This window comes from Pseudomonas sp. SWRI50 (assembly GCF_014269095.1).
GTDB classification, from domain to species: Bacteria; Pseudomonadota; Gammaproteobacteria; order Pseudomonadales; family Pseudomonadaceae; genus Aquipseudomonas; species Aquipseudomonas kermanshahensis.
This window is the reverse complement of record NZ_JABWRW010000002.1, coordinates 49,278-69,713: the sequence shown is the minus strand read 5'-3', so window position 1 is coordinate 69,713 and position 20,436 is coordinate 49,278. Positions and strand designations below refer to the sequence as shown.

At 61.4% G+C, this 20,436-nt stretch carries 19 protein-coding genes; 6 read left to right on the top strand and 13 right to left on the bottom strand.

Annotated features, from left to right (window positions below):
• Positions 1–71 precede the first annotated feature (71 nt).
• The 3 genes from HU750_RS02485 to HU750_RS02475 are packed head-to-tail and all read left to right on the top strand — an operon-like array spanning position 72 to position 3,792.
• Positions 72–599: a (2Fe-2S)-binding protein gene (locus HU750_RS02485; protein WP_186676341.1), complete on the top strand. Its 528-nt coding sequence runs from the start codon at positions 72–74 to the stop codon at positions 597–599.
• Positions 596–1,597, top strand: a complete 1,002-nt coding sequence (locus tag HU750_RS02480; RefSeq protein WP_186676337.1) for an FAD binding domain-containing protein — start codon at positions 596–598, stop codon at positions 1,595–1,597. The genes HU750_RS02485 and HU750_RS02480 overlap by 4 nt, the downstream gene beginning before the upstream one ends.
• Positions 1,594–3,792 (top strand): xanthine dehydrogenase family protein molybdopterin-binding subunit, encoded by a 2,199-nt coding sequence (locus tag HU750_RS02475; protein WP_186676334.1) that lies wholly within the window; start codon positions 1,594–1,596, stop codon positions 3,790–3,792. The genes HU750_RS02480 and HU750_RS02475 overlap by 4 nt, the downstream gene beginning before the upstream one ends.
• 124 nt (positions 3,793–3,916) lie before the next feature.
• Here the strand turns inward: HU750_RS02475 and HU750_RS02470 are convergent, their stop codons facing one another.
• The 4 genes from HU750_RS02470 to HU750_RS02455 form a co-directional block, all read right to left on the bottom strand.
• Complete coding sequence (locus tag HU750_RS02470) at positions 3,917–5,170, bottom strand: OprD family porin (protein ID WP_099453891.1); 1,254 nt, start codon at positions 5,168–5,170, stop codon at positions 3,917–3,919.
• 58 nt (positions 5,171–5,228) lie between these two features.
• Positions 5,229–6,533 (bottom strand): CitMHS family transporter, encoded by a 1,305-nt coding sequence (locus tag HU750_RS02465; protein ID WP_027596501.1) that lies wholly within the window; start codon positions 6,531–6,533, stop codon positions 5,229–5,231.
• A 122-nt stretch (positions 6,534–6,655) separates the two neighbouring features.
• Positions 6,656–7,969, bottom strand: a complete 1,314-nt coding sequence (locus tag HU750_RS02460; protein ID WP_186676332.1) for a dicarboxylate/amino acid:cation symporter — start codon at positions 7,967–7,969, stop codon at positions 6,656–6,658.
• Between the two features lie 62 nt (positions 7,970–8,031).
• Positions 8,032–9,111, bottom strand: a complete 1,080-nt coding sequence (locus HU750_RS02455) for a 4-oxalomesaconate tautomerase (protein ID WP_186676329.1) — start codon at positions 9,109–9,111, stop codon at positions 8,032–8,034.
• A gap of 147 nt (positions 9,112–9,258) precedes the next feature.
• Here HU750_RS02455 and HU750_RS02450 point away from each other — a divergent pair, with 147 nt between their 5' ends.
• Complete coding sequence (locus HU750_RS02450) at positions 9,259–10,152, top strand: LysR family transcriptional regulator (protein WP_085273766.1); 894 nt, start codon at positions 9,259–9,261, stop codon at positions 10,150–10,152.
• A gap of 60 nt (positions 10,153–10,212) precedes the next feature.
• Here HU750_RS02450 and tcuB read toward each other — a convergent pair whose 3' ends face one another.
• The 4 genes from tcuB to HU750_RS02430 form a co-directional block, all read right to left on the bottom strand.
• Positions 10,213–11,394, bottom strand: coding sequence for a tricarballylate utilization 4Fe-4S protein TcuB (tcuB, locus tag HU750_RS02445; RefSeq protein ID WP_099453888.1), 1,182 nt, complete (start codon positions 11,392–11,394; stop codon positions 10,213–10,215).
• On the bottom strand, positions 11,375–12,829 hold the full coding sequence (gene tcuA / locus HU750_RS02440; protein ID WP_186676322.1) for an FAD-dependent tricarballylate dehydrogenase TcuA: 1,455 nt from the start codon (positions 12,827–12,829) through the stop codon (positions 11,375–11,377). Before tcuA ends, tcuB begins: the two co-directional genes overlap by 20 nt.
• Positions 12,830–12,977: 148 nt before the next feature.
• On the bottom strand, positions 12,978–13,898 hold the full coding sequence (locus HU750_RS02435) for a LysR family transcriptional regulator (protein ID WP_186676321.1): 921 nt from the start codon (positions 13,896–13,898) through the stop codon (positions 12,978–12,980).
• Positions 13,899–14,018: 120 nt separating this feature from the next.
• The gene (locus HU750_RS02430; RefSeq protein ID WP_186676320.1) at positions 14,019–14,813 is read right to left on the bottom strand and encodes a substrate-binding domain-containing protein; all 795 of its coding nucleotides are present in this window, start codon (positions 14,811–14,813) and stop codon (positions 14,019–14,021) included.
• Positions 14,814–15,382: 569 nt separating this feature from the next.
• Between HU750_RS02430 and HU750_RS02425 the strand changes: the two genes are divergently transcribed.
• Positions 15,383–15,871, top strand: a complete 489-nt coding sequence (locus tag HU750_RS02425) for a DUF2878 domain-containing protein (RefSeq protein ID WP_186676936.1) — start codon at positions 15,383–15,385, stop codon at positions 15,869–15,871.
• Here HU750_RS02425 and HU750_RS02420 read toward each other — a convergent pair.
• From HU750_RS02420 to HU750_RS02400, 5 genes are read right to left on the bottom strand one after another with little or no spacing between them, the layout of a single operon-like run.
• Entirely contained in the window at positions 15,842–15,991 is a 150-nt protein-coding gene (locus tag HU750_RS02420; RefSeq protein WP_186676319.1) for a DUF2256 domain-containing protein, read from the bottom strand. The two genes, HU750_RS02425 and HU750_RS02420, sit on opposite strands and share 30 nt — an antisense overlap.
• Entirely contained in the window at positions 15,988–17,514 is a 1,527-nt protein-coding gene (locus tag HU750_RS02415; RefSeq protein WP_186676934.1) for a cryptochrome/photolyase family protein, read from the bottom strand. The genes HU750_RS02420 and HU750_RS02415 overlap by 4 nt, the downstream gene beginning before the upstream one ends.
• A gap of 8 nt (positions 17,515–17,522) precedes the next feature.
• Positions 17,523–17,828 carry a DUF6482 family protein gene (locus HU750_RS02410; protein ID WP_027596491.1) on the bottom strand — a complete coding sequence of 102 codons (306 nt, stop codon included), beginning with the start codon at positions 17,826–17,828 and terminating at the stop codon, positions 17,523–17,525.
• On the bottom strand, positions 17,825–18,361 hold the full coding sequence (locus HU750_RS02405) for a DUF3833 domain-containing protein (RefSeq protein ID WP_027596490.1): 537 nt from the start codon (positions 18,359–18,361) through the stop codon (positions 17,825–17,827). Before HU750_RS02405 ends, HU750_RS02410 begins: the two co-directional genes overlap by 4 nt.
• A 2-nt stretch (positions 18,362–18,363) precedes the next feature.
• Positions 18,364–18,900, bottom strand: a complete 537-nt coding sequence (locus HU750_RS02400; RefSeq protein ID WP_099455826.1) for a chalcone isomerase family protein — start codon at positions 18,898–18,900, stop codon at positions 18,364–18,366.
• Between the two features lie 201 nt (positions 18,901–19,101).
• Here HU750_RS02400 and HU750_RS02395 point away from each other — a divergent pair, with 201 nt between their 5' ends.
• Positions 19,102–20,430, top strand: a complete 1,329-nt coding sequence (locus HU750_RS02395) for an SDR family oxidoreductase (RefSeq protein WP_186676318.1) — start codon at positions 19,102–19,104, stop codon at positions 20,428–20,430.
• Positions 20,431–20,436 lie beyond the last annotated feature (6 nt).

Genomic DNA, 20,436 nt, shown 5'->3' with positions numbered 1-20,436 from the left:
TTTGCTCAGCCGGCCAGGTCGCACAACAAAGACGCAGCGGACTGCGCGAACCCTGACCGTGAGGACCTACCATGAGCGCGATCTCTCCCAATGGGGCTGAAGAATACCCCCTCCGCCTGACCCTCAATGGTCAACCCCGAACACTGCAGGTGCACCCCTGGACCACCTTGCTCGACCTGCTGCGTGAGCAGTTGGACCTGGTCGGCACCAAGAAGGGCTGTGACCATGGCCAGTGCGGGGCCTGCACCGTGCTGCGCGATGGCAAGCGTGTCAATGCTTGCCTGACGTTGGCCATCATGTGCGATGGGGCCGAGTTGGTAACCATCGAAGGGCTGGCCAACGGCGACGTTCTGCACCCCATGCAGCGCGCATTCATCACTCACGATGCTTTTCAATGCGGGTATTGCACGCCAGGCCAGATCTGCTCCGCCGTCGGGCTTGCCCATGAAGAGCATGCCGACACCCGCGAAGCGATCCGCGAACAGATGAGCGGCAACCTTTGCCGCTGTGGTGCCTACAGCAACATCGTCGCTGCGGTGGAAGAAGCCCTGCCGTTGATGAGGGTCGAGGCCCAGCCACAACGAGGGCCGAACCCATGACGCCCTTCAGCTACCACAAGCCCGCATCGGTCAGTGAAGCCGTCAGCCTGGCTGACGCGTGCTCGCACTTCATTGCCGGGGGCACCAACCTTGTCGACCTGATGAAGGAAAACGTGGTTCGCCCCAAGCGCCTTATCGATATTTCCGGCCTTGGGCTGAACGGCATCCACCCCACCTCAAACGGCGGCGTGCGGATCGGCGCATTGGTGAGCAATGCCGACTTGGCCTGGCACCCGACGATCGAACAGCACTACCCGCTGTTATCGCATGCCATCCTCGCGGGGGCATCACCGCAGTTGAGGAACATGGCCAGCACCGGTGGCAACCTGCTGCAACGTACCCGTTGCTACTACTTCTATGACACCGGCACACCCTGCAACAAGCGCGAACCAGGCAGCGGATGCCCTGCGCGTACAGGTATGAACCGCATCCATGCCATTCTCGGCGCCAGTGATGCCTGTGTCGCGACCCATCCCTCGGACATGTGCGTGGCATTGGCAGCGCTCGAAGCCGTGGTGCATGTACAGGGGCCGGGCGGTGAACGGCAGATACCCTTTGCGGCGTTCCATCGGCTCCCCGAGGGCACCCCGGAGCGCGACAATCACCTGGCAGTCGATGAACTGGTGGTTGCCATTGAGCTGCCGCCCCCGGCGTTCGACCACCATTACCGTTACCTGAAAATACGCGACCGCGCCTCTTACGCGTTCGCGCTAGTGTCGGTCGCCGCCGCCTTGAGCTTCGATGGCAAGCTGATCCAGCAGGCTCGCCTAGCGCTGGGCGGCGTTGCCCACAAGCCGTGGCGGGACCCGATTGTGGAGCGCATGCTGGCCGGCCAAGTGCCTTGCGAAGCGCTCTTCACCCGCGCCGCGCAAGCGTTGCTGCAAGGTGCACAGCCCCTGAGCCACAACGGCTTCAAGGTATCGCTCGCCCAGCGGGCAATCGTGCGGGCATTGAATGATGCGGCGCGCGGCGCCGCGGACTGGGGAACACGACCATGATCACACCCATACCGGTAGTTGGCACGCCCCTGGACCGCGTGGACGGCGTGGCGAAGGTCACCGGGCAGGCACGCTATGCAGGCGAATACCCCGAGGCGGGGTTGCTTCATGGCAGCGTGGTATCCAGTACCATCGCCTGCGGTCGGGTGCTCGACATCGACAGTTCGCAGGCCATGCGAGTGCCCGGGGTCATCGCCGTGCTCGACCATGGCCATCGTCCGCGCATCTCCAGTTACGACGACGACTACAGCGACGCCGATGCTGCGCAGGGGGCGCCGTTTCGGCCCTTGTTCAATGATCGCGTGCTCTACAGCGGCCAACCGTTGGCGCTAGTGGTCGCCGAAACCCTCGAACTGGCCCGCTATGCAGGTTCGCTGATCAGGATCGACTATGCCGAGGAAGCCCACCAGACAGACCTTGGCGCATGCCAACAGTCACATGCGGCACCTGCGCAAACACCGGCGCCGCGTGGCGACTTCGCCGGGCAGTTTGCCGGGGCCGCGGTGCAGGTGGATGCCACCTACCTGACGGCCAACGAGCACCACAACCCGATGGAGCCCCATGCCTCGACCGTACTGTACAAAGCCGATGGCACCCTGGAAATCCACGACAAGACCCAAGGCACCCAGAACTGCCAGGACTACCTGCACAAGGTGTTCGGCCTGCCCAAGGCAAACATCCATGTGCGCGCGGCGTTCGTCGGCGGTGCCTTCGGCTCGGGCTTGCGCCCGCAGTACCAGTTGCCGCTGGCAGTGATGGCAGCGTTGCACCTGCAGCGCTCGGTGCGCGTCACGCTAACGCGCCAGCAGATGTTCACCTTTGGCTACCGGCCCCGCACCGAGCAGCGCCTGCGCCTGGGTGCAGATGCAAACGGGCGCTTGCTGGCGATCGCCCACGATGCGCTTGGCCAGACCTCCCGCTTTGAGGACTTCACCGAGCACCTGGTGGAGTGGAGCGGCATGCTCTACCAGTGCGACAACATTGCGCTTAGCTACCGCCTGGCATCGCTCGATGTGTACACCCCGCTGGACATGCGTGCGCCTGGGGCCGCGTCCGGGATGATTGCCTTGGAATGCGCCATGGATGAGCTGGCCTGTGCGGCGCAGATCGACCCGGTTGACCTGCGCCAGCGTAATTTTGCCGCCAACAATGCCAACGAAGGCAAACCCTACTCCAGCAAAGAGCTACTGGCGTGTTACCAGCAAGGCGCCGAACGTTTTGGCTGGCGTAACCGCAACCCCCAACCGCGCAGCATGCGCAATGGCAGCCAGTTAGTAGGCTGGGGTATGGCCGGTGGCGTTTGGGAAGCCATGCAGATGAAGGCCAGCGCCAAGGCCCATATCGATGCCCAAGGCCACCTCACCGTCAGCAGTGCCACCACCGACATCGGGACCGGCACCTACACCGTCATGACTCAGATTGCCGCCGACGCCGCTGGCGTCAGGGTGCAGGATGTCACCTTCATGCTGGGTGACTCCTCACTGCCCACCGCCCCGCTTCAGGGCGGATCGTTCACGGTGTCGTCGGTGGGCTCGGCCGTGCGCCAGGCCTGCCAGGTACTGCGCACCAAAGTGCTGGAACATGCGCGCAAAATGTACCCCCAAGTGGCCAGCACGCCCCGGGAGCAGATCGTTTTCGCCGAGGGCTACCTGCACGCGGGCAGCCATCGGCTGGCCTTGGCGGACATCGTTGCCAGCGCCCCCGGCGGGGAGTTTGCCGTGCAGATCGACGCCGAACCCGGCGCCAGGCGCCAACCGTTCTCCACCGCCACCCATTCGGCGGTCTTCGTGGAAGTCCACGTCGACGAGGACCTTGGCATGATCAAAGTAACCCGAGTGGTGAGCGCGGTGGCGGCAGGACGGGTGGTCAATCCGAAAACCGCGCGCAGTCAGATTCTGGGAGGCGTGGTGTGGGGGGTGGGCATGGCCCTGCACGAAGCAGCGTTGACTGACCATCGGTTGGGCCGCATCGTCAACCACAACCTGGCGGAGTACCACATCCCGGTCAACGCAGACAGCGGGAATATCGACGTGATCTTCGTTGAAGAGCACGACGATATTGTCAACGAGCTGGGGTCCAAGGGTGTCGGCGAAATCGGCATCGTCGGGGTAGCCGCCGCGGTGGCCAACGCGGTCTACCATGCCACGGGCAAGCGTGTAAGGGACTTTCCCATCACGCTCGACAAGGTGCTGTGATTGAGCCAGCCAACATCACACGGCGCAAACCGCCTACGAGTCGACGCCAAGATAGCAAATGATCCCATATTGGCCGTGCTTGGCTATCTCAAAGGTCACCACCTGTACTTGCAAGGGTGCCGCATTACCAAATCGCAATGTCGTAGGTCAGGTAGATGCGGTTACTGTCGCGCCCGCGGGAAAAATCAGAACGGTAGACATAGTTGCGTAGTTTTACACCCAGCCCTTTGACGGGCCCTGACTGCACAACGTAGGCCAGTTCCATGTCACGCTCCCATTCGTTGAGTTCAGCTTCAGCGGAACGACCGTTGTCCCCGCTCAGGTATCGCGCCATGAACGTGAGCCCAGGGACACCGGCTGCTGCAAAATTGTAGGCATAGCTTGCCATCCAGGTTTTCTCTTCCTCCTCGATGAACTTGCCGATGCCAACGTTGCTGAACGAGTAAACAGTCGCACCGCTGATGTAGGGCAGCCCGGCATCGCCGTCTAGCATCTGGTAACCGGCACCGACGGTGTGCCCGGAGTGGGTATACGACACCTGCCCGCTGAACATGTCGTTGTCGATCTTGCCGCCATAAGCAGCTCCGCTGTCACGGCTCTTGAAGTAGCGCAGGTCGGTGGTGAACACTCCGCCGGCCAAGGGTAGATCGTGCACCAGCCCCGCATAGTCCTGGCGGTAGAAGTGCTCGAGCTGGCCATGGAAGTAGCTCACACGCAGTTGCTTGCTGATGGCAAAGTCAGCACCCGCAAAGCTGAAATCGCCAGACTCGTCGCCGCCGTAACCATCCAGGTACAGGCCCGTGCTGTTGGACGAGTCGCGCTGCTTGAACCGATCCAAGTGGCCTGCGGTCAGCGTCAGGCCATCGACATCCGTACTGGTCAACTGTGTGCCCTGGTAGGTCTGCGGCAGAAGCCGGGCGTCGTTATAAACAAGCACCGGTGTCTTGGGCAGCAAGGTACCGTGCTTGACCACGGTCTGCCCCACCCGCGCCTTGGCAGTCACGCCGGCACTGGCAAACTCGCTTGCGGCGCGGCCATCGTCATGAACCGGCAGCAGGCCGGTACCGCTGCGGCCGCGCCCCGAGTCGAGGCGCACGCCTACAAGCCCTAGGGCGTCGACCCCCAGGCCCAGCGGGCCTTGGGTAAACCCTGATTGATAGTCGAGCAAGAAGCCCTGCGCCCATTCCACTCGCTCACTCTTGGCGGTCGCAGCAGCGCGGGCGCTCATGCCCTGTTCGTCGCGGAAGTTTTCGTTGAAATAGACGTTGCGCAGCTGCAGTTTGAGCTTGCTGTCGTCGATGAAACCGGCAGCGCCGGCCACAGGCAACCAGCCGCAGAGCAGGCCACAGGTGGCCCCACGGAAAACAGCTCGGGACATGTTCGATACTCTATTGTTGTTATTGGATGAGGTGGGCGCAAGCTGCGCCCTATTTAGATCAGACGAAGAAGGACAAGGCACCCGTGAGCAGAGCCAGCGCAGTGATGACCAGCGATGTCAAAACCGCCCACTTCACGGTTGCCTTCTGGAAGTCGCCGATATCTCGATCAACCATGCCCACCAGCAGCAGGGTCGAAGCCACCAGCGGGCTCATCAGGTGTACAGGCTGGCCCAGCACCGAGGCGCGGGCAATTTCTACAGGGTCGATACCATACGCGGCAGCCGCATTGGCCAGGATCGGCACAACGCCAAAATAGTAAGCGTCGTTCGAAAGCACGAAAGTCAGCGGCATGCTGGTCAGCGCCACCACCAGCGGGAACCAGTGGCTCCAGGCTTCCGGAATCCAGTCCACGAGGGTCTGCGCCAGCGCATCCACCATCTTCGTGCCCGAGAAAATACCGGCGAAGATGCCTGCGGCGAACACCAGGAGCACCACGGTCATGGCGTTGCCTGAATGGGCGAGAATGCGTTCTTTCTGCAAGTCCAGTTGCGGGTAGTTGATCATCAATGCGGCGACAAAACCGATCATGAACAAGATGGCGGCGTGCATAACCCCCAGCACCAACGCAGTCATGACAGCGATGACCAGCAACAGGTTCACATAGGCCAGCCGTGGGCGCTTGTGCGGGTTATCACCGAGGATTTCCTTGATGTAGCAGTTACCACCGCCGGACTCCAGCGCGATGTTGCCGATGCGTCGGCGCTCGGCGCGGCCAAGCAAGTAGGCTGTGAACACTACCCACGCTGCCCCACCGATGACGGTCGGCAGCATCGGGATGAAGTACTCCGTCGCATCCAGGCCCAGCGCCGCAATGGCACGGGTGGCAGGCCCGCCCCATGGGCTCATGCCGCTCATGATGCTCAACGACAGCATCGATACGGTAGCCAGGATCATCGGGTTCATGCCGATACGCTTGTACAGCGGCAGCATGGCCGCACAGGTAATCATGTAGGTCGTAGTGCCATCACCGTCCAGCGCCACCAGCAGCGACAGCAAGGCGGTACCGATGGCGATCTTGATCGGGTCGCCATTCACCCGCTTGAGAATCTTGCGGATCAGCGGATCAAACAGACCGGCGTCGATCATCAGGCCGAAAAACAGGATGGCGAACAATAGCAGCGCCGCAGACGGTGCGACCATTTTCAGCCCATCGAGCATCATCTTGCCAAGGTCAGGCGCAAAGCCGCCAATCACAGCGAAAACAATCGGAACGACGGTCAGGGCAACGATAGGAGACAGGCGTTTACTCATGATCAGGTAGGTGAAGGTCACCACCATAATCAGGCCCAGAAGTGCGAGCATGGTCTTTTCTCTTGTTTTTATTGTGTGCGGCCGTCTATAGGGCAGACGGCCCCCTACCCCACTCGACATCACTGGGATGTTGAGTGGGATTTTAAGTCAACAATGGGAGGTGGAAGCGGCTATTAGCCGTGATGGCGAGGTTCGGCTGACCAGCTGGCCTGCGCCGTATCCGCTTCGTCCGGTGCTGCCGGGGTGCCGTTCAGGCGACGCAGCAAGGTTTCCCGATCACAGTCGTTCTCCGACAGTGAAATGACAACCGTGGCCACGGCATTGCTGGCCAGGCTGGTCAGTGCACGCGCTTCGGACATGAAGCGATCAATGCCGATCAGCAAGGCAAGCCCTGCCAACGGGATGTCATGAATAACCGTCAACGTCGAGGCCAGCGCCACGAAGCCACTGCCGGTGACGCCCGCAGCGCCTTTGGACGACAACAGCATGATCGCCAGCATTGTCAACGTTTGGCCCAACGTCAGATCGATGTTGCAAGCCTGGGCGATGAACACCGCCGCCAGTGACAGGTAGATGGCGGTACCGTCGAGGTTGAAGGAATAGCCGGTTGGCAGCACCAGCCCCACCACACCTTTCTTGCAGCCAAGCTTCTCGAGTTTTTCCAACATGCGCGGCAGAACGGGCTCGGTCGACGAAGTGCCGAGCACCACCAGAAACTCCTCGCGAAAATACCGCAGCAGCTTCCACAGGCTGAAGCCGTGCGCCCGGCAGATACCCCCCAGCACGACCAGCACGAAGAATGCGCAGGCGATATAGAGTGTACCTACCAGCTTGGCCAATGCGCCCAGGGACGTCACGCCGTACTGCCCGACAGTGAAGGCCAGTGCACCGAAGGCGCCGATTGGGGCGAAGCGCATCAGGTAGCCGAAGATACGAAACACCATGGTAGAGGCCGACTCCAGTACATCGAGTACCGGTTTGCCCTTCTCGCCCATTGACGACAGAGCAAACCCGCTCAGTACAGCGATGAACAGCACCGGCAGCACTTCACCCTTGTTGAACGCCCCCATGAAGGTGTCCGGAATGATGTGCATGAAGAAATCGACCACACTGAGCTTGGCCGCAGAGGCGGTGTACTGGCTGAGGCCTACAGTGCTGAGCGTAGCCGGATCGATGTTCATGCCAACACCCGGACGGAACAGGTACACCGCCCCCAGGCCAATGATCAGGCTGACCACCGTCAGTACCAGGAACAGCAGCAAGGTCTTGCTCATCAACCGCCCAAGGGAGCGCTTGTCGGTCATGCCGGCGATGCCGGTGACGATGGTGCAGAACACCACGGGGGCGATCATCATCTTGATCAGCTTGATGAACGCATCACCCAATGGCTTCAGCGCAACGGCCTGTTGCGCCCAGAAGTGACCAACCACCACGCCCAGCAGGACAGCGCAGAGGATCTGGAAATACAGTGACTTCGCGAGTTTCATGAGGCATCACCCATTGTTGAAATTGTGCGGATGCGATGGTTGCCAACGTGATCCGCCCCTTCCTACCCTGCCATCCTGCGCAAGGTCGGGGCGTAGACGAAGCCTGAAAAGAGTCGGCGTGCGGTTCTCACCACGGAGGCCTGAAGTGTCTTGCCATCGGCACCGCTGCGTGAAAGCGCCACGTCGATACCGCCGCTCGGGTGCTCCAGACGAACCTCTTTCAATTGCTGGGCTTGATCCCCAAGCATGTCCAAGATCACCGTGCCAGGGCTGACGCAGGCAGTCGCCAGGCCAATGGCACCGGTAATGGCCAGGGCGCGGTGGCAGTTATGGGGCATGAAGTAGCGGACCTGCAGCGTGCCGTCATAGCGCGCCGGAGAAACCAACACTGGCTTTGGAATCACCATGCCGCTGACATCGCCCAGCCCCATCGCCTTGCCTGCTTTCAGGCGCAACGCCTCCAGACGCTGTAGCAGGCGCGTGTCCGCATCCAACTGCGCCGGGGTCTCGGAGCCCGTGACACCCAACTGGCTGGCATCGACGATCATCATCGGCATGGCCATGTCGATGCACGTGACTGGCACACCGTCGATCACATCCTGGGCCTGGCCAGTCGGGAACAGCTTACCAGTCTTGCTGCCTACCGCATCGAGGAAGGTCAGGTGCACCGGGGCGGCAGTGCCGGGTACCCCGTCGATCGCCGTACGGCCTTCATAACGCACGATCCCGCCAGGTGTTTCCACCAGCGAGTTGACGAAGGTGTTGGTGTTCAAGTTACGGATGCGTACCAGGGTCTTGCCATCCTGGGGCTTGACCAGCCCTTGCTCAATAGCGAACGGGCCAACGGCGCACAGCATGTTGCCGCAGTTGGGCGCAGTATCGACCCGGCGCTGGGCAACCATGACCTGGACGAAGAGGTAATCGACGTCGGCGTCGGCATGCAGCGAAGGGCTGACGATCGCGACCTTGCTGGTTTGAGGGCTACCACCGCCGATACCGTCGATTTCCAGTTCATGCCCGGAACCCATCAGGTTGATCAGCAGTTCGTCGCGTTCGACCACATTGGCAGGAAGATCCCATGCATGGAAAAAGGGCCCCTTAGAGGTGCCACCGCGCATGAGCACGCAGGGAATTCGTTGCATGATTTTGCACTCTTGTTGATCAATGGACATCATTGATGTTGTGGGCACAAGACTGACAGCTCTGTATAAATCATTCCAATGCAAATATCGTAGGCATTATTGCGATTCACACATCAATTTACGGCCAAGGTTGGGGAGTCAACTCAGATGGAATATGAGCTTCAAGACATTCGATCTTTCGTTAAAATCGCCGAACTGGGCAGTTTCCATGAAGCTGCAGAAGCCTTGCACCTGTCCCAACCGGCACTCAGCCGGCGGATAAAGAAGCTCGAGGAAGGACTAGGCACCTCATTGCTGGAACGCACCACCCGGCGCGTTAGCCTCACCAGCGTCGGGCGGGACTTTTTGCCCAAGGCCAGGCGCTTGCTGGATGACTTCGAAGATTCGATCCTGAGCATTCGCGAACTCGCCGAACGACAGAGCGGCCAGGTCACCCTTGCCTGTATCCCGACGGCAGCGTTCTATTTTCTGCCGTCGGTCATCCGCGACTACAACGAGCAGTACCCGAAGATCCGTATTCGCCTGCTGGACCTCAGCGCCAATGACGGGCTCGAAGCCGTGCTGCGGGGTGAAGCGGACTTCGGCATCAACATGATGAGCGGCCAGCACCCAGACATCGAGTTCGTCTCCCTGGTGCAGGAGCATTTCGTCCTGGCCTGCAGAAGAGACCACCCGTTGGCGAACCGTGACTCCGTCACCTGGACAGAGCTGGCCGACTACCGGCTGATCGGCGTAGGCCGCCTGAGCGGCAACCGGATGCTGCTGGACCATGCGCTGTCCGGGCTCAACCTGCGGCCGAAGTGGTTCTATGAGGTTCAGCACCTGTCCACCTCGCTGGGCATGGTCGAGGCCGGGCTGGGCGTGTCGGCCATGCCTAGCCTGGCCATGCCAAGCGCCGACCACCCGACGCTGGTCAGCGTGCCGCTGATCGAACCGCAGGTAACCCGCACACTGGGATTGGTCTATCGCCGAGGGGCGTCTCTGTCGCCCGCCGCGGAAAAGTTTGTGTCGATCTTGTTGGACAAATGGCCGAACCGTTGAAAGCAATGCGCGTCTTGCGGCCTGACGCGACGCAGGGTAATTACGGGCTGCGTTCATGGCTCATTCCTCCCCCAAACCCAGTGGGTTGGGCCGGCGCTTTTCGATTGCAAATTTGAGCAGTGCGGCGCTGCGGAACAGGCCATGGGCGAACTTGCCGTATGGCAGCGTGATGAATAGCGCCATCACCGCACCCAAGTGAATCGCCAGCGCAATTGCCATTGCTGCAGTGTCACGCAGGCCCAGCAAGGCAAGGCCAGTAGCGCTGACCAGCAGCAGAAGCAGGATGAAAGCCCGGTCCATGGGGCGCTGGGCAACATCGCCCTGCTCCGGTGCCCTGCGAAGGTTGAGCATCAGAAGCCCGGCCGGCCCGATGATCAGGCCAACACCACCCAAGGTTCCCAGCAGCACCGGTGCACTCAGCAATGGATACGGCGCCTGCTGGCCCAATAGGTAGTGATACCCGGTAGCGACCACAGTGGCAGCGAAGCACAACAGGAAGCCGTAGAAGGTGAAATGATGGAAACGACGGCGCCAGAGCGTGTATCGATCATCGACATCAGTGCAGCCTTGGCCATGCCCACCGTCCAGGTACTTCAGGGTCAACGCCGCGCTCGAGGCCTCGAACACTGCCCCCTTGGCCGGTTGCGCCAGGGCCTCGGCAGGCGAGACCGAGCGCCAGAAACGCCGTATCGCCACCGTCAGCGCCACCGCTGCCGCGGCAAAGACACCGCCGAACATCAAGGCCAAGGTGTTGTGCGGGAAGACAGCATAGAAGTTCCCCGCCAACCGCCCCGGCAGCAACGTGCCGTTGACGTACAACGTCAGCAGCAAGAAGAGTGACAACGCGATTACCAAGGCACCGGCGACAAAGGTGCCGTTGTGCCGATACAGTCGACCAAAGAGGGCCGGCCAGGCGTACTCGGCGTATGTCTGCCCGCGCACTCTGGCCATCGCCTGTGGCACGTTCACGGCAAATTCGTGGGGCTGAGCATACTGGCAGGCGTGCAGGCAGGCGCCGCAGTTGTGGCAAAGGTTGGCCAGGTAATGGATATCGGCCTTGCCGAACTCCAGCCTGCGGGTCATCGCCGGGAACACAGCGCAGAAACCTTCGCAGTATCGGCAGGCGTTACAGATCCGCATTTGCCGATCGACTTCCTGCTCTTCCAGGTTCAGTACCGGGATCAGTGCAAGGCCCGGCTGGGCGGCATCCGGTTGGCGTGGTTCAGGCAGTTGTGCGGTCATGGCGATTCTCTTGTTCTGGATAGACGTGTCCTGCCGCTGCCGCGGCGCTGGTCCCGGCGATGCGGCCGAAAGCGGTGCCGATGGACATGCCGACACCTGCGGTGTAACCCTTGCCCAACACGTTGCCCGCCATCATCTCGCCGGCGACGAAAAGGTTCGGGCTGGGGCGCCCATCGAAGTGAACCGCGGCGGTTTCGTCGGTGCGCAGCCCCAAGTAGGTAAAGGTCACGCCAGGACGCAGGGGGTACCCGTAGTAAGGCGGGGTATCGAGCGGGCGCGCCCAGTGGCTTTTAGCCGGTTCGAGCCCCACGGTGTGGCAGTCGTCAAGGCGCGTGTGATCGAAGGTTCCCACCTGGCAGGCACGGTTGTAGGCACGCACGGTTTCAACGAAGGCCTGCACGGGCAAACCCAGCAAGCCGGCCAACGCCTCCAGGCTGTCGGCGGCAGTGCCTGGGAAAACCGGCGGCATGAACCGACCGAGCGCTTTCTGGTCGATGATCGAAAAACCAACCTGCCCCGGCTGATGTGCCACCAAGCGCCCCCAGATGGCATAGCGCTTGGGCCAAAAATCCTCGCCCTCATCGTAGAAGCGTTCACCGTCGCGGTTGACCACCACGCCCAGCGACACGCAATCGATACGGGTGCAGATACCCCCGTCGTACAGGGGGGCACGGGCATCGATCGCCACCATGTGCGCCTGTGTCGGGTCGCCAATATTGTCAGCGCCCTTTTCGATCATGCGGCGCAACAGCACGCCGTCATTGAAACGCGTACCGCGAATCAGGAAATTGTCCGCAGGCCACTCCCCTCGCTCGTTCTGCCCCCAGGCCTCACGCAACCATTGGCGATTGGACTCGAAGCCGCCGGCGGCGAGGACGCAACTGCGCGCTTCGATGCGCTCGGCAGGCAGCTGTCGCCCGTGGGACTCACGCGCTGGCACATGGGCCGCAACGAAGCGACCGCCCTGCAGTTCGATGTCGGCCACCGGTGAGTCGTAGCGAATCTGTACCCCGAGGTTTTCGGCGCTACGGTAGTAGGCATTGACCAGCGCCTTGCCGCCGCCCATGAAAAAGGCATTGGTCCGTGCGGTGTGCAGCGCACCAGACAACGACGGCTGAAAATGCACGCCATGACGGCGCATCCACCCGCGGCAATTAGAGGACGCGCGAATCACCAGGCGCGCGAGCTTCTCGTCAGTCTGGCCACCGGTTACCTTCAGCAGATCCTGCCAGAACTCTTCTTCCGGGTACGCCTCCACCAGCACGTCCTGCGGGGCATCATGCATGCACCGCAAGTTACGCGTATGTTGCGAATTGCCACCCCGCCAGGCGCGGGGTGCAGCCTCGAGCAGCAGCACGCTGGCTCCGGCCTCGCGCGCCATCAGCGCGGCACAGAGGGCGGCATTGCCCCCTCCGATGACTAACACATCGATCATTTCGCCTCCAGGTCGCGAAGAGCCAAATGTTCGGGGGCTCTTCGTGGCCACGGACTTTAATCAGTGCCCGGGGGGTGCGAAACGCGATCGCCGAGGGGAGGCATTCAGTTTTACTAAAGGGGTTGGGTGAGAGGCCCCCGAGCCTGGGTCAAAGCAACCGGGCCCCAGGCCATCGGCCCTGTTCCACCAAGTCCCGGGCGACCTCCTGCAATACGATCCGTGTCGCCAACGCGGCCGGCGAAAGCTCGTCATCGGTCAGGCTGACAATCACATTGCGACGCTGCGCCTGTGCTTCATCGATAGCGAACACGCGCAAGCCAGCCTGATGCGCCCGGGCCACCGTCGCGCCGGGCTGAATGGTGGCGGCATGACCGGCACAGACGCAATCCATCAATAACGACAGGCCATCAACTTCCATGACGATGCGGGTCTCAAGCCCCGCCCGTTCGAAAATCGCGCGCATTGTGGTGCGCAAACCATGCTGTGTACTGGGCATCACCAAGGGTAGCGTCGCGATCTGCTCCAGTGTTAACGACTCGCCCCACTCAGCGTTGACCAGCGGCGCAGGAACCAGCACGAACAGTCGCTCTGTCAAAAGCGCCCGCACCTCTAATCGCGGCCCTGTTTCCGTCTGAAACAACACCGCCAGGTCAAGGTGCCTGGTATTGAGTTGGTTGGTCAGATAGCCAGATAGCATTTCCACCAGGTGCAGACGAATGTTGGGATAGCGTTCGCGCATCCTGTCGATCAATGCCAGGCCTAGAATCGACGCCGTGGTCGATGCCAGCCCCACGCTGGCATAGCCGCTCATGCGCCCGCTTTGTGCCGCCAGGACGGCATGTTCTGCCTGGCGCAGCGCCAGGCGAGCATGGTATTCGAAGGCCAGGCCCGCTGCCGTCGGGGAGACGCCGGTACTCGAACGTGTCAAAAGCCGGGTACTTAATTCACCCTCCAGCTTCGACAGTTGCTGGCTCAATGCAGAGGCGCCAACCCCAAGCTCGACCGCAGCCCTGCCCAGGCTGCCGTACTCCAATACACCCAGAAAATAGCGAAGTTGACGCAGCTCCATACAAGTCTCTTTCAACGACTGGCCCAAGTGCTGAGCCATGTTAAAGGTATTTGCAGAGCCTAGGCGGTTCAGCTGGTCGTAAGTACGCTACAGCCTCGGTATCGGCGCCCGCATTTATGGTTAGCTGGCGGTATGAGGCAGTGGCGTCAGACCACTGTCTTCGATCGCGGCGTCGGCTTGTGGCGAGGCAAGGTAGTCGAGTAGCGCCTGGGCTGCGGCATGATGTTGGCTCTTACTGACGACCGCGCCCGAATACATTGTCATTTTCTGCGCTTCGGCCGGGATCAAACCAACGATGTCGATGCCCTTTACCGGCTTGAGCTCGCTTAGCTGTTGAAAGCCGATCTGCGCCTGGCCGCGCGCGACCACTGCACCGACGGGTTCAGCCGGTATCATGTGAGCCTTAGCCTCGAACTGTTCACCGAGCTGCATGCGAGGAAACAGGGTCTTGGAGAGGTATACCCCGCTCGCGCTGTCAGAGTAGGCGACAGCGCTGCTGTTTTGCAGCACCGTGCGCAATCCCTGCATGGTGCTGATATCCGGCTTCGGTTCGCCCTTGCGTACGGCCATGGCGATGAACGATTTCCCAAGATCGACGCGGCTGGTTTTGTCCGCTTGGCCGTCGGCCACCAGGTTGTCTAGCGCCGAGCCCACCATCAGGACAACATCCGCCTGCTCACCGCGGGCGAGCCTATTCGGGACCGCCTGTGGGGTCTCCCCCATAGAGGGCGCGGCAAGTACTTCCAGCTTCACACCGAACTTCTTCTGATAGATTGGGGCCACTTCCCGGATAGCGCCCATGATGCCGCCTGAACTCAGGACGGTCAGCGTTTGAGCCCCTGCTTGCGCGGCGTCAGCAGCCGAGCAGGCGATTGACGTAATCAGCAGGGCAGTAAAGGGCAGCATTCGACGCATTGGAACGTTCTCCGCAGGAAAAAAGAACGGCATGTTACCGAGGCGAAGCGCGTGTCCATGGTTAATCAATCCTTAAGAATGTTTCACACTTTCAAAAGGAAGCCATCGAGGTACAGGCTGTTTGCACAGTCCTATACCCAACGCTGCCAGTCCATGCGCGACACCGTCTGTGGATCCGACGCACTGCGCTAGCGACGTTACAAGGTCAGCACTGGCCCGCATGCGTGACGGCCTTGGCCAGCTTGACTGAAAAGCGGAATAGGTTCCTTCGTAGCACTCATCCGGTCATTCAGTATCAAAATGAACACCGAACAGCGGGTTCGCGAACTGTAAGCGGAAATCGCTCACTTACGTACCCGTTGAGTGAGCCCAGGACTGAATAAAAGCTGTACAACTTCGTTGACTTGTACAAATTTAGTCATAGGCTTCAACTATATCCCTTCAACAGTTCACTGTTGCTTGAGGAGCATCTGGATGCCAAACATGTCCGTTTTTCAGCCATTCGCCAGGCCCTTCAATAATCTTACAAGGGGCAATCTAGACGCCCATTTTTGTCCGGCCGGTCAATGATGCCAAGCAGCTGGCTGGTCGCCAATGCACTCTGGTTGCAGGCTGGTTGGTGGGCTTGCGTGCTGGGTGCTCAGTACCCTGGCTTATTGCTGCTGGTACCACTCGGCCTGGCCATACACCTGTGGCTGTGCCCTGACTACAAGGCAGAAATCAAGGCATTGTTGCGTGTCGCATTGGCCGGCTGCGTGCTGGATAGCGTGCTGGGGGCACTGGGCGTATTCAGCTTCGATACGTGGCCCCTGCCCTTGTGGCTGGTATTGCTGTGGTGGGTGCTGGCCAGCGGCCTTCGCCATAGCCTGGCCTGGGCCGGCCGGCCCTACTGGCGCGGCGCGTTGCTGGGCGCCTTTGGCGCCCCACTGGCCTACGTCGGTGGCGCCAGGTTGGCGGGGGTCGGCCTGCCGCTGGGTGTGATTGAAACCGGCTTGTTGCTTATGCCGGTGTGGGCCCTGGCCCTGCCATTACTGCTGCGCATCGCGGCGCGGCGCTGACCGGCGGCATCGTTCGGAGCAATAGCGCACCTCGGCCCAGCAGCGTGCCCAGCGCTTGCGCCAATTGAAGGGTCGGCCACATACCACGCAGGTTTTGCTGGGCAGCAGGCTCTTTTTCATACCACCTCGCCAGCATCCAGCCGCGCCAGCAGTGACTGGCCACGCTGCCACACCGCTTCGCGATGGCCAAGCGGCATGCCGTCCAGGTTACGGTAGACCATGGCCAGGCGTGGATTGGCCGACAGCTGAGCGCGGTGACGTATCAGAAAATGCCAGTACAAGGCATTGAATGGGCAGGCATCCTCCTCGATCACATGGTCGACCTTGTAGCTGCACGCCTTGCAATGGTCGGACATCCGCTGAATGTAACGACCACTGGCACAGTACGGTTTCGACCCCAGGTACCCACCGTCGGCATGCATGACCATGCCCAGCGTGTTGGGCAGTTCGACCCAGTCGAAGGCATCCATGTACACGGCCAAGTACCACTCGCAAATGGCGTCTGGCACGATGCCGGCCAACAGGGCGAAATTACCGGTAACCATCAGCCGCTGGATATGGTGGGCGTAACCCAAGCGCAACGTCTGCCCGATGGTTTGCGCCATGCAGCGCATGCGGGTGGCGCCCGTCCAGTAGAATTCCGGTAAGGCACGCTGGTTACCCAGATGATTGAGCCCTGCATACTCAGGCATGCGCAGCCAGTAGATGCCGTGCACATACTCGCGCCAGCCAATCAACTGGCGGATGAAGCCTTCGGCGGCATTCAGCGGCACCCGCCCCTCACGCCACGCCTTGTCGACGTCGTCGCACAGGCAACGCACATCCAGAAGGCCAATGTTGAGTGCCGCGCTGATGCGCGCATGGAACAGGTACGGTTCGCCTTCCGCCATGGCGTCCTGGTAGTCACCGAACGCCGCCAGGCCGAAATCGAGAAAATGCTGCCAGAGCTGATGGGCCTGCTCATGGGTCACGGGGTAGTTGAACCCGTCCACGGCCCCGTAATGGTCACTGAAACGCTGGCGAACCAGGGCCACTACCGCTGTCGTGATCGCGTCTGGCTCAAACTGCGCAGCGAACGGCCCTCGCAACTGGCGCGGCAACGGCTTGCGGTTATCCCCATCAAAATTCCAGGCACCGCCTGCCGGGCTGCCATCGGCCTCCAACAGCAACCCGCAACGCTTGCGCATGCCGCGGTAGAAATGCTCCATGCGCAGTTGCTTACGCCCCTGCGCCCACCGCGCGAAGGCTTCACGCGAGCACAAAAAGCGCGTATCGCGATGCCACACAAGCGGTAGCTGCGCATCGCGCAGCGCCTGCTCCAGGCGCCACTCACCGCACTCTGTCAGGTGAATGTGCGTGGCGCCCAGTGCCTGCTGCCAGCGACGCAGCTCGCCCGCGATGCTACCGCTGTTGCCGGCAGCGTTGAGCTCGACATAGTGCACCTGCCAACCCCGCTCCCGCAGCGCCTTTGCGAAATGGCGCATGGCACTGAAGATGAGGATGATCTTCAGTGGATGATGCGGCACGTAGCGGGCCTCGCCCTCCACTTCCGCCATCAGAATAGCGTCGCGGGTAGGGTCCAGGGCCGCCAGGCTTGCCAGGTCGAACGACAGTTGGTCACCGAGCACCAACCCCAGCCGCAGGGGCCGGGCTACCATTGGGTCGTCAGCGTCACGGGCACCCGCAGCGGCGCGATAGGCCCGTCACGCTGCCCACACATTTCATCATGCACCACCTGCTGCACCAGCATGCACGGCACCGGTGGCAGCTCGGCCAACAAGTGGCGCAGCTCGGTGGTGGAGCGCAGGCGAACGGGCTGACCATGATCATCAATCAACGTGACCGGGCCGGCACCGGTCAGTGCGCGGAGGATGTAGAAGCCACCTTCGAGCGACAGCAGTTCAAGCTCTCTGACTTCACCGGCCGTAACCCGTTGAGTAAGCGCATTCAGGTTCATGGTGTGCCCTCCGGCAAGCGGCGGAAGAACAGCGTGATCTGCCCAATCTCCACGCCCAGTTTGCTCATGCTCGAGCGGTTGATCAGGGTGTCTTCATCCATCAGGTACATCCAGTCGTCCAGGTCCACCTGCCAATGCTCCCCGTCTACCGGCAGGTCCAGCCGGTAGCGCCAGCGCAGCGCATTACCGGCCGATTCGCCACGGGCCTCACCGATCACGTCACCCGCTGTTCCTCGCCAGCGGCCCGCACCTTCCGGCACCAGCGTCCAGGTTCGCTGCTGACGCGTGCCATCGCTGTACAGAAAATGCTCATCGAGGATCAGCCGCTCACCGTCGCGGCGGCTATCGATACGCACGTGAAAGCGCTTCACCACCTCGCCGGAACGCTTCTGGAACATCCCCCAGGCTTGCACCGGTCGCGAGAAGAATGCCGCCAGGTCGAGTTTTGGTTGCTCCTTGGCATAGTGCTCGACACCGACGTTGCCACAACTGCCGAGGAGCAGGCAGCCAACCAGTAACAGTGCTCTGTACATGTTTACGTCCCTCGGTCGTTGCCCGCCCGCCCGAGCAGGCGCTGGCGCAGCTGTGGGTCCCTGGCCCGTGGGTCGAGCCAGATGGCGAAGAATGCTCGGGAAAATTCCGGGTCGGCGATTACCTGGCTGAGTGTGCCATCGACATAGAAGCGAGCCCCTTGGCCTGGCAGGTACACACCCGTGATACGCATACCTGGGCGCACATCCACGAATGCCCCTTCAAGGGCCTTGCTCCACGCTGCGCGCTGCTGCGGCGTGATGTTGGCGTTAAGGCGGCGTATCTCCGCAAGGCTGGCGTCTACCAGCGTCTCCTTGGACAGCGATCGGTGGTAGCGCAGTTCCAGGGCAAAGGGCTGGTTCCAGTCCTGAACCGGGCCCACCGTCCACAGCCGGGCGCTGTAAAGGCGCACGCCGAACCACGTGAAATCGCCAGCACCCAACGGTTGCGCCGTTGGCAATTCGGCTCGCCAGTCTGCTGCCACGGTCGACAGCGCAACCATCAGCAAGCACAGGCTGGCCCAACGCGCAGGAGGCACCATGCTTACCTCGAACAATTGGGAAAATCCTGTACAAGAATAGCTTTTTGTATAGGTTTCAACAAACGGTAAGCACTGGCCATCCGCCGCAAAAAAAAAACCGCTGAAACGCTTGCTCTGAACTTTGTCCTGCCCAACGGATTCCCCTGCTTACTCACTGCAATATCTGCTGCACAGCCGGCTTTCAGAAAAGGGGTTTTCACCATGATCGATCAAGCGACAGGTATGAAACCAGGCGAGCGCTATTGCGTGGAGAACGTCGAGCGCGCCCATCAGTTCCCGGGGTACTTTCAAGACGGCAAGTATTACCTCGGCCCCGAACTGCTGACTGCGGTCGGCTGGCTCGAAGGCACGCAGTTCATCTACGACAGCCTGGATGCTGAAGGCGAACCCGTCTTCCCGGATCGGGTAGCGGGCACCATCGAGGGCTTGAAGCTGGTAATGGCCGACGGAACCACCCTTGATCTCACCCCCATAGAGGCCAGTGCCACCCTCGGGTCTATCGACCGTGAAGACAGACCAGCCCCAGAGCACGCCATGCCAATGATCCCGACACCGATCAAAAGCCCATTGCGCGGAAAGGTCGTGGTCATCACCGGCGCCTCCAGCGGCATAGGCCGGGCGGCTGCGCATGCGTTTGCCTGCAAAGGTGCCCGACTGGTGCTCGCGGCACGCGATGAGGAAGCGTTGTTCGACGTGCTGGATGAATGCACCGACTGCGGCACGGACGCTGTCGCCATCACCACCGACGTCACCCACAGCGATCAGGTGGCAGCCCTGGCCACCCAAGCTGCCGAGTTTGGCCATGGACGTATCGATATCTGGATCAACAACGCCGGGGTTGGCGCGTTAGGCAGCTTCGACGAAACAGCGCTTGAGGCGCATGAGCAGGTGATTCAAACCGACCTGGTCGGTTATCTGCGCGGCGCTTACGTGGTGCTTCCCTACTTCAAGGCACAGGGCAGCGGCATACTGATCAACACCTTGTCGCTTGGCAGCTGGATCGCCCAACCCTATGCGGCAGCCTACTCGGCGAGCAAGTTCGGCCTGCGTGGCCTGACCGAAGCGCTGCGCGGTGAGCTCACGGAGTTCCCCGGCATTCATGTCTGCGACCTCTATCCGGCCGTCATGGACACGCCAGGCTTGCGAGACGCAGGCAACTACACCGGCCACGCGCTGACACCCCCAGGGCCGATCTACGACCCGGAACGGGTGGCAAACGCCATGGTAGCCTGCGCCATTTCCCCGAGCGCGCGCACCACTGTCGGCGCTGCCGCTCGCCTCGCCCATCTGGCCAGCTACCTGGTACCGGGGCTGCCTCAGTTGTCAGGGTGGCTCACGCGCTGGGGCTTGAACCGCAGCCCCAGCGCGGCGATATCTTCCGGGAATCTGTTCGAGCCACCCGATGACCGGCGAAGTGTGGACGGTGGCTGGAGAACTCAGAAAGATAAAACCTCTTTATGGGTGGGTGCGGCGCTGCTGGGTGTCATTGCCGGGTTTGTCTTCACGCGTTCGCAACGCAGGCGCCGCTAGGGCTTG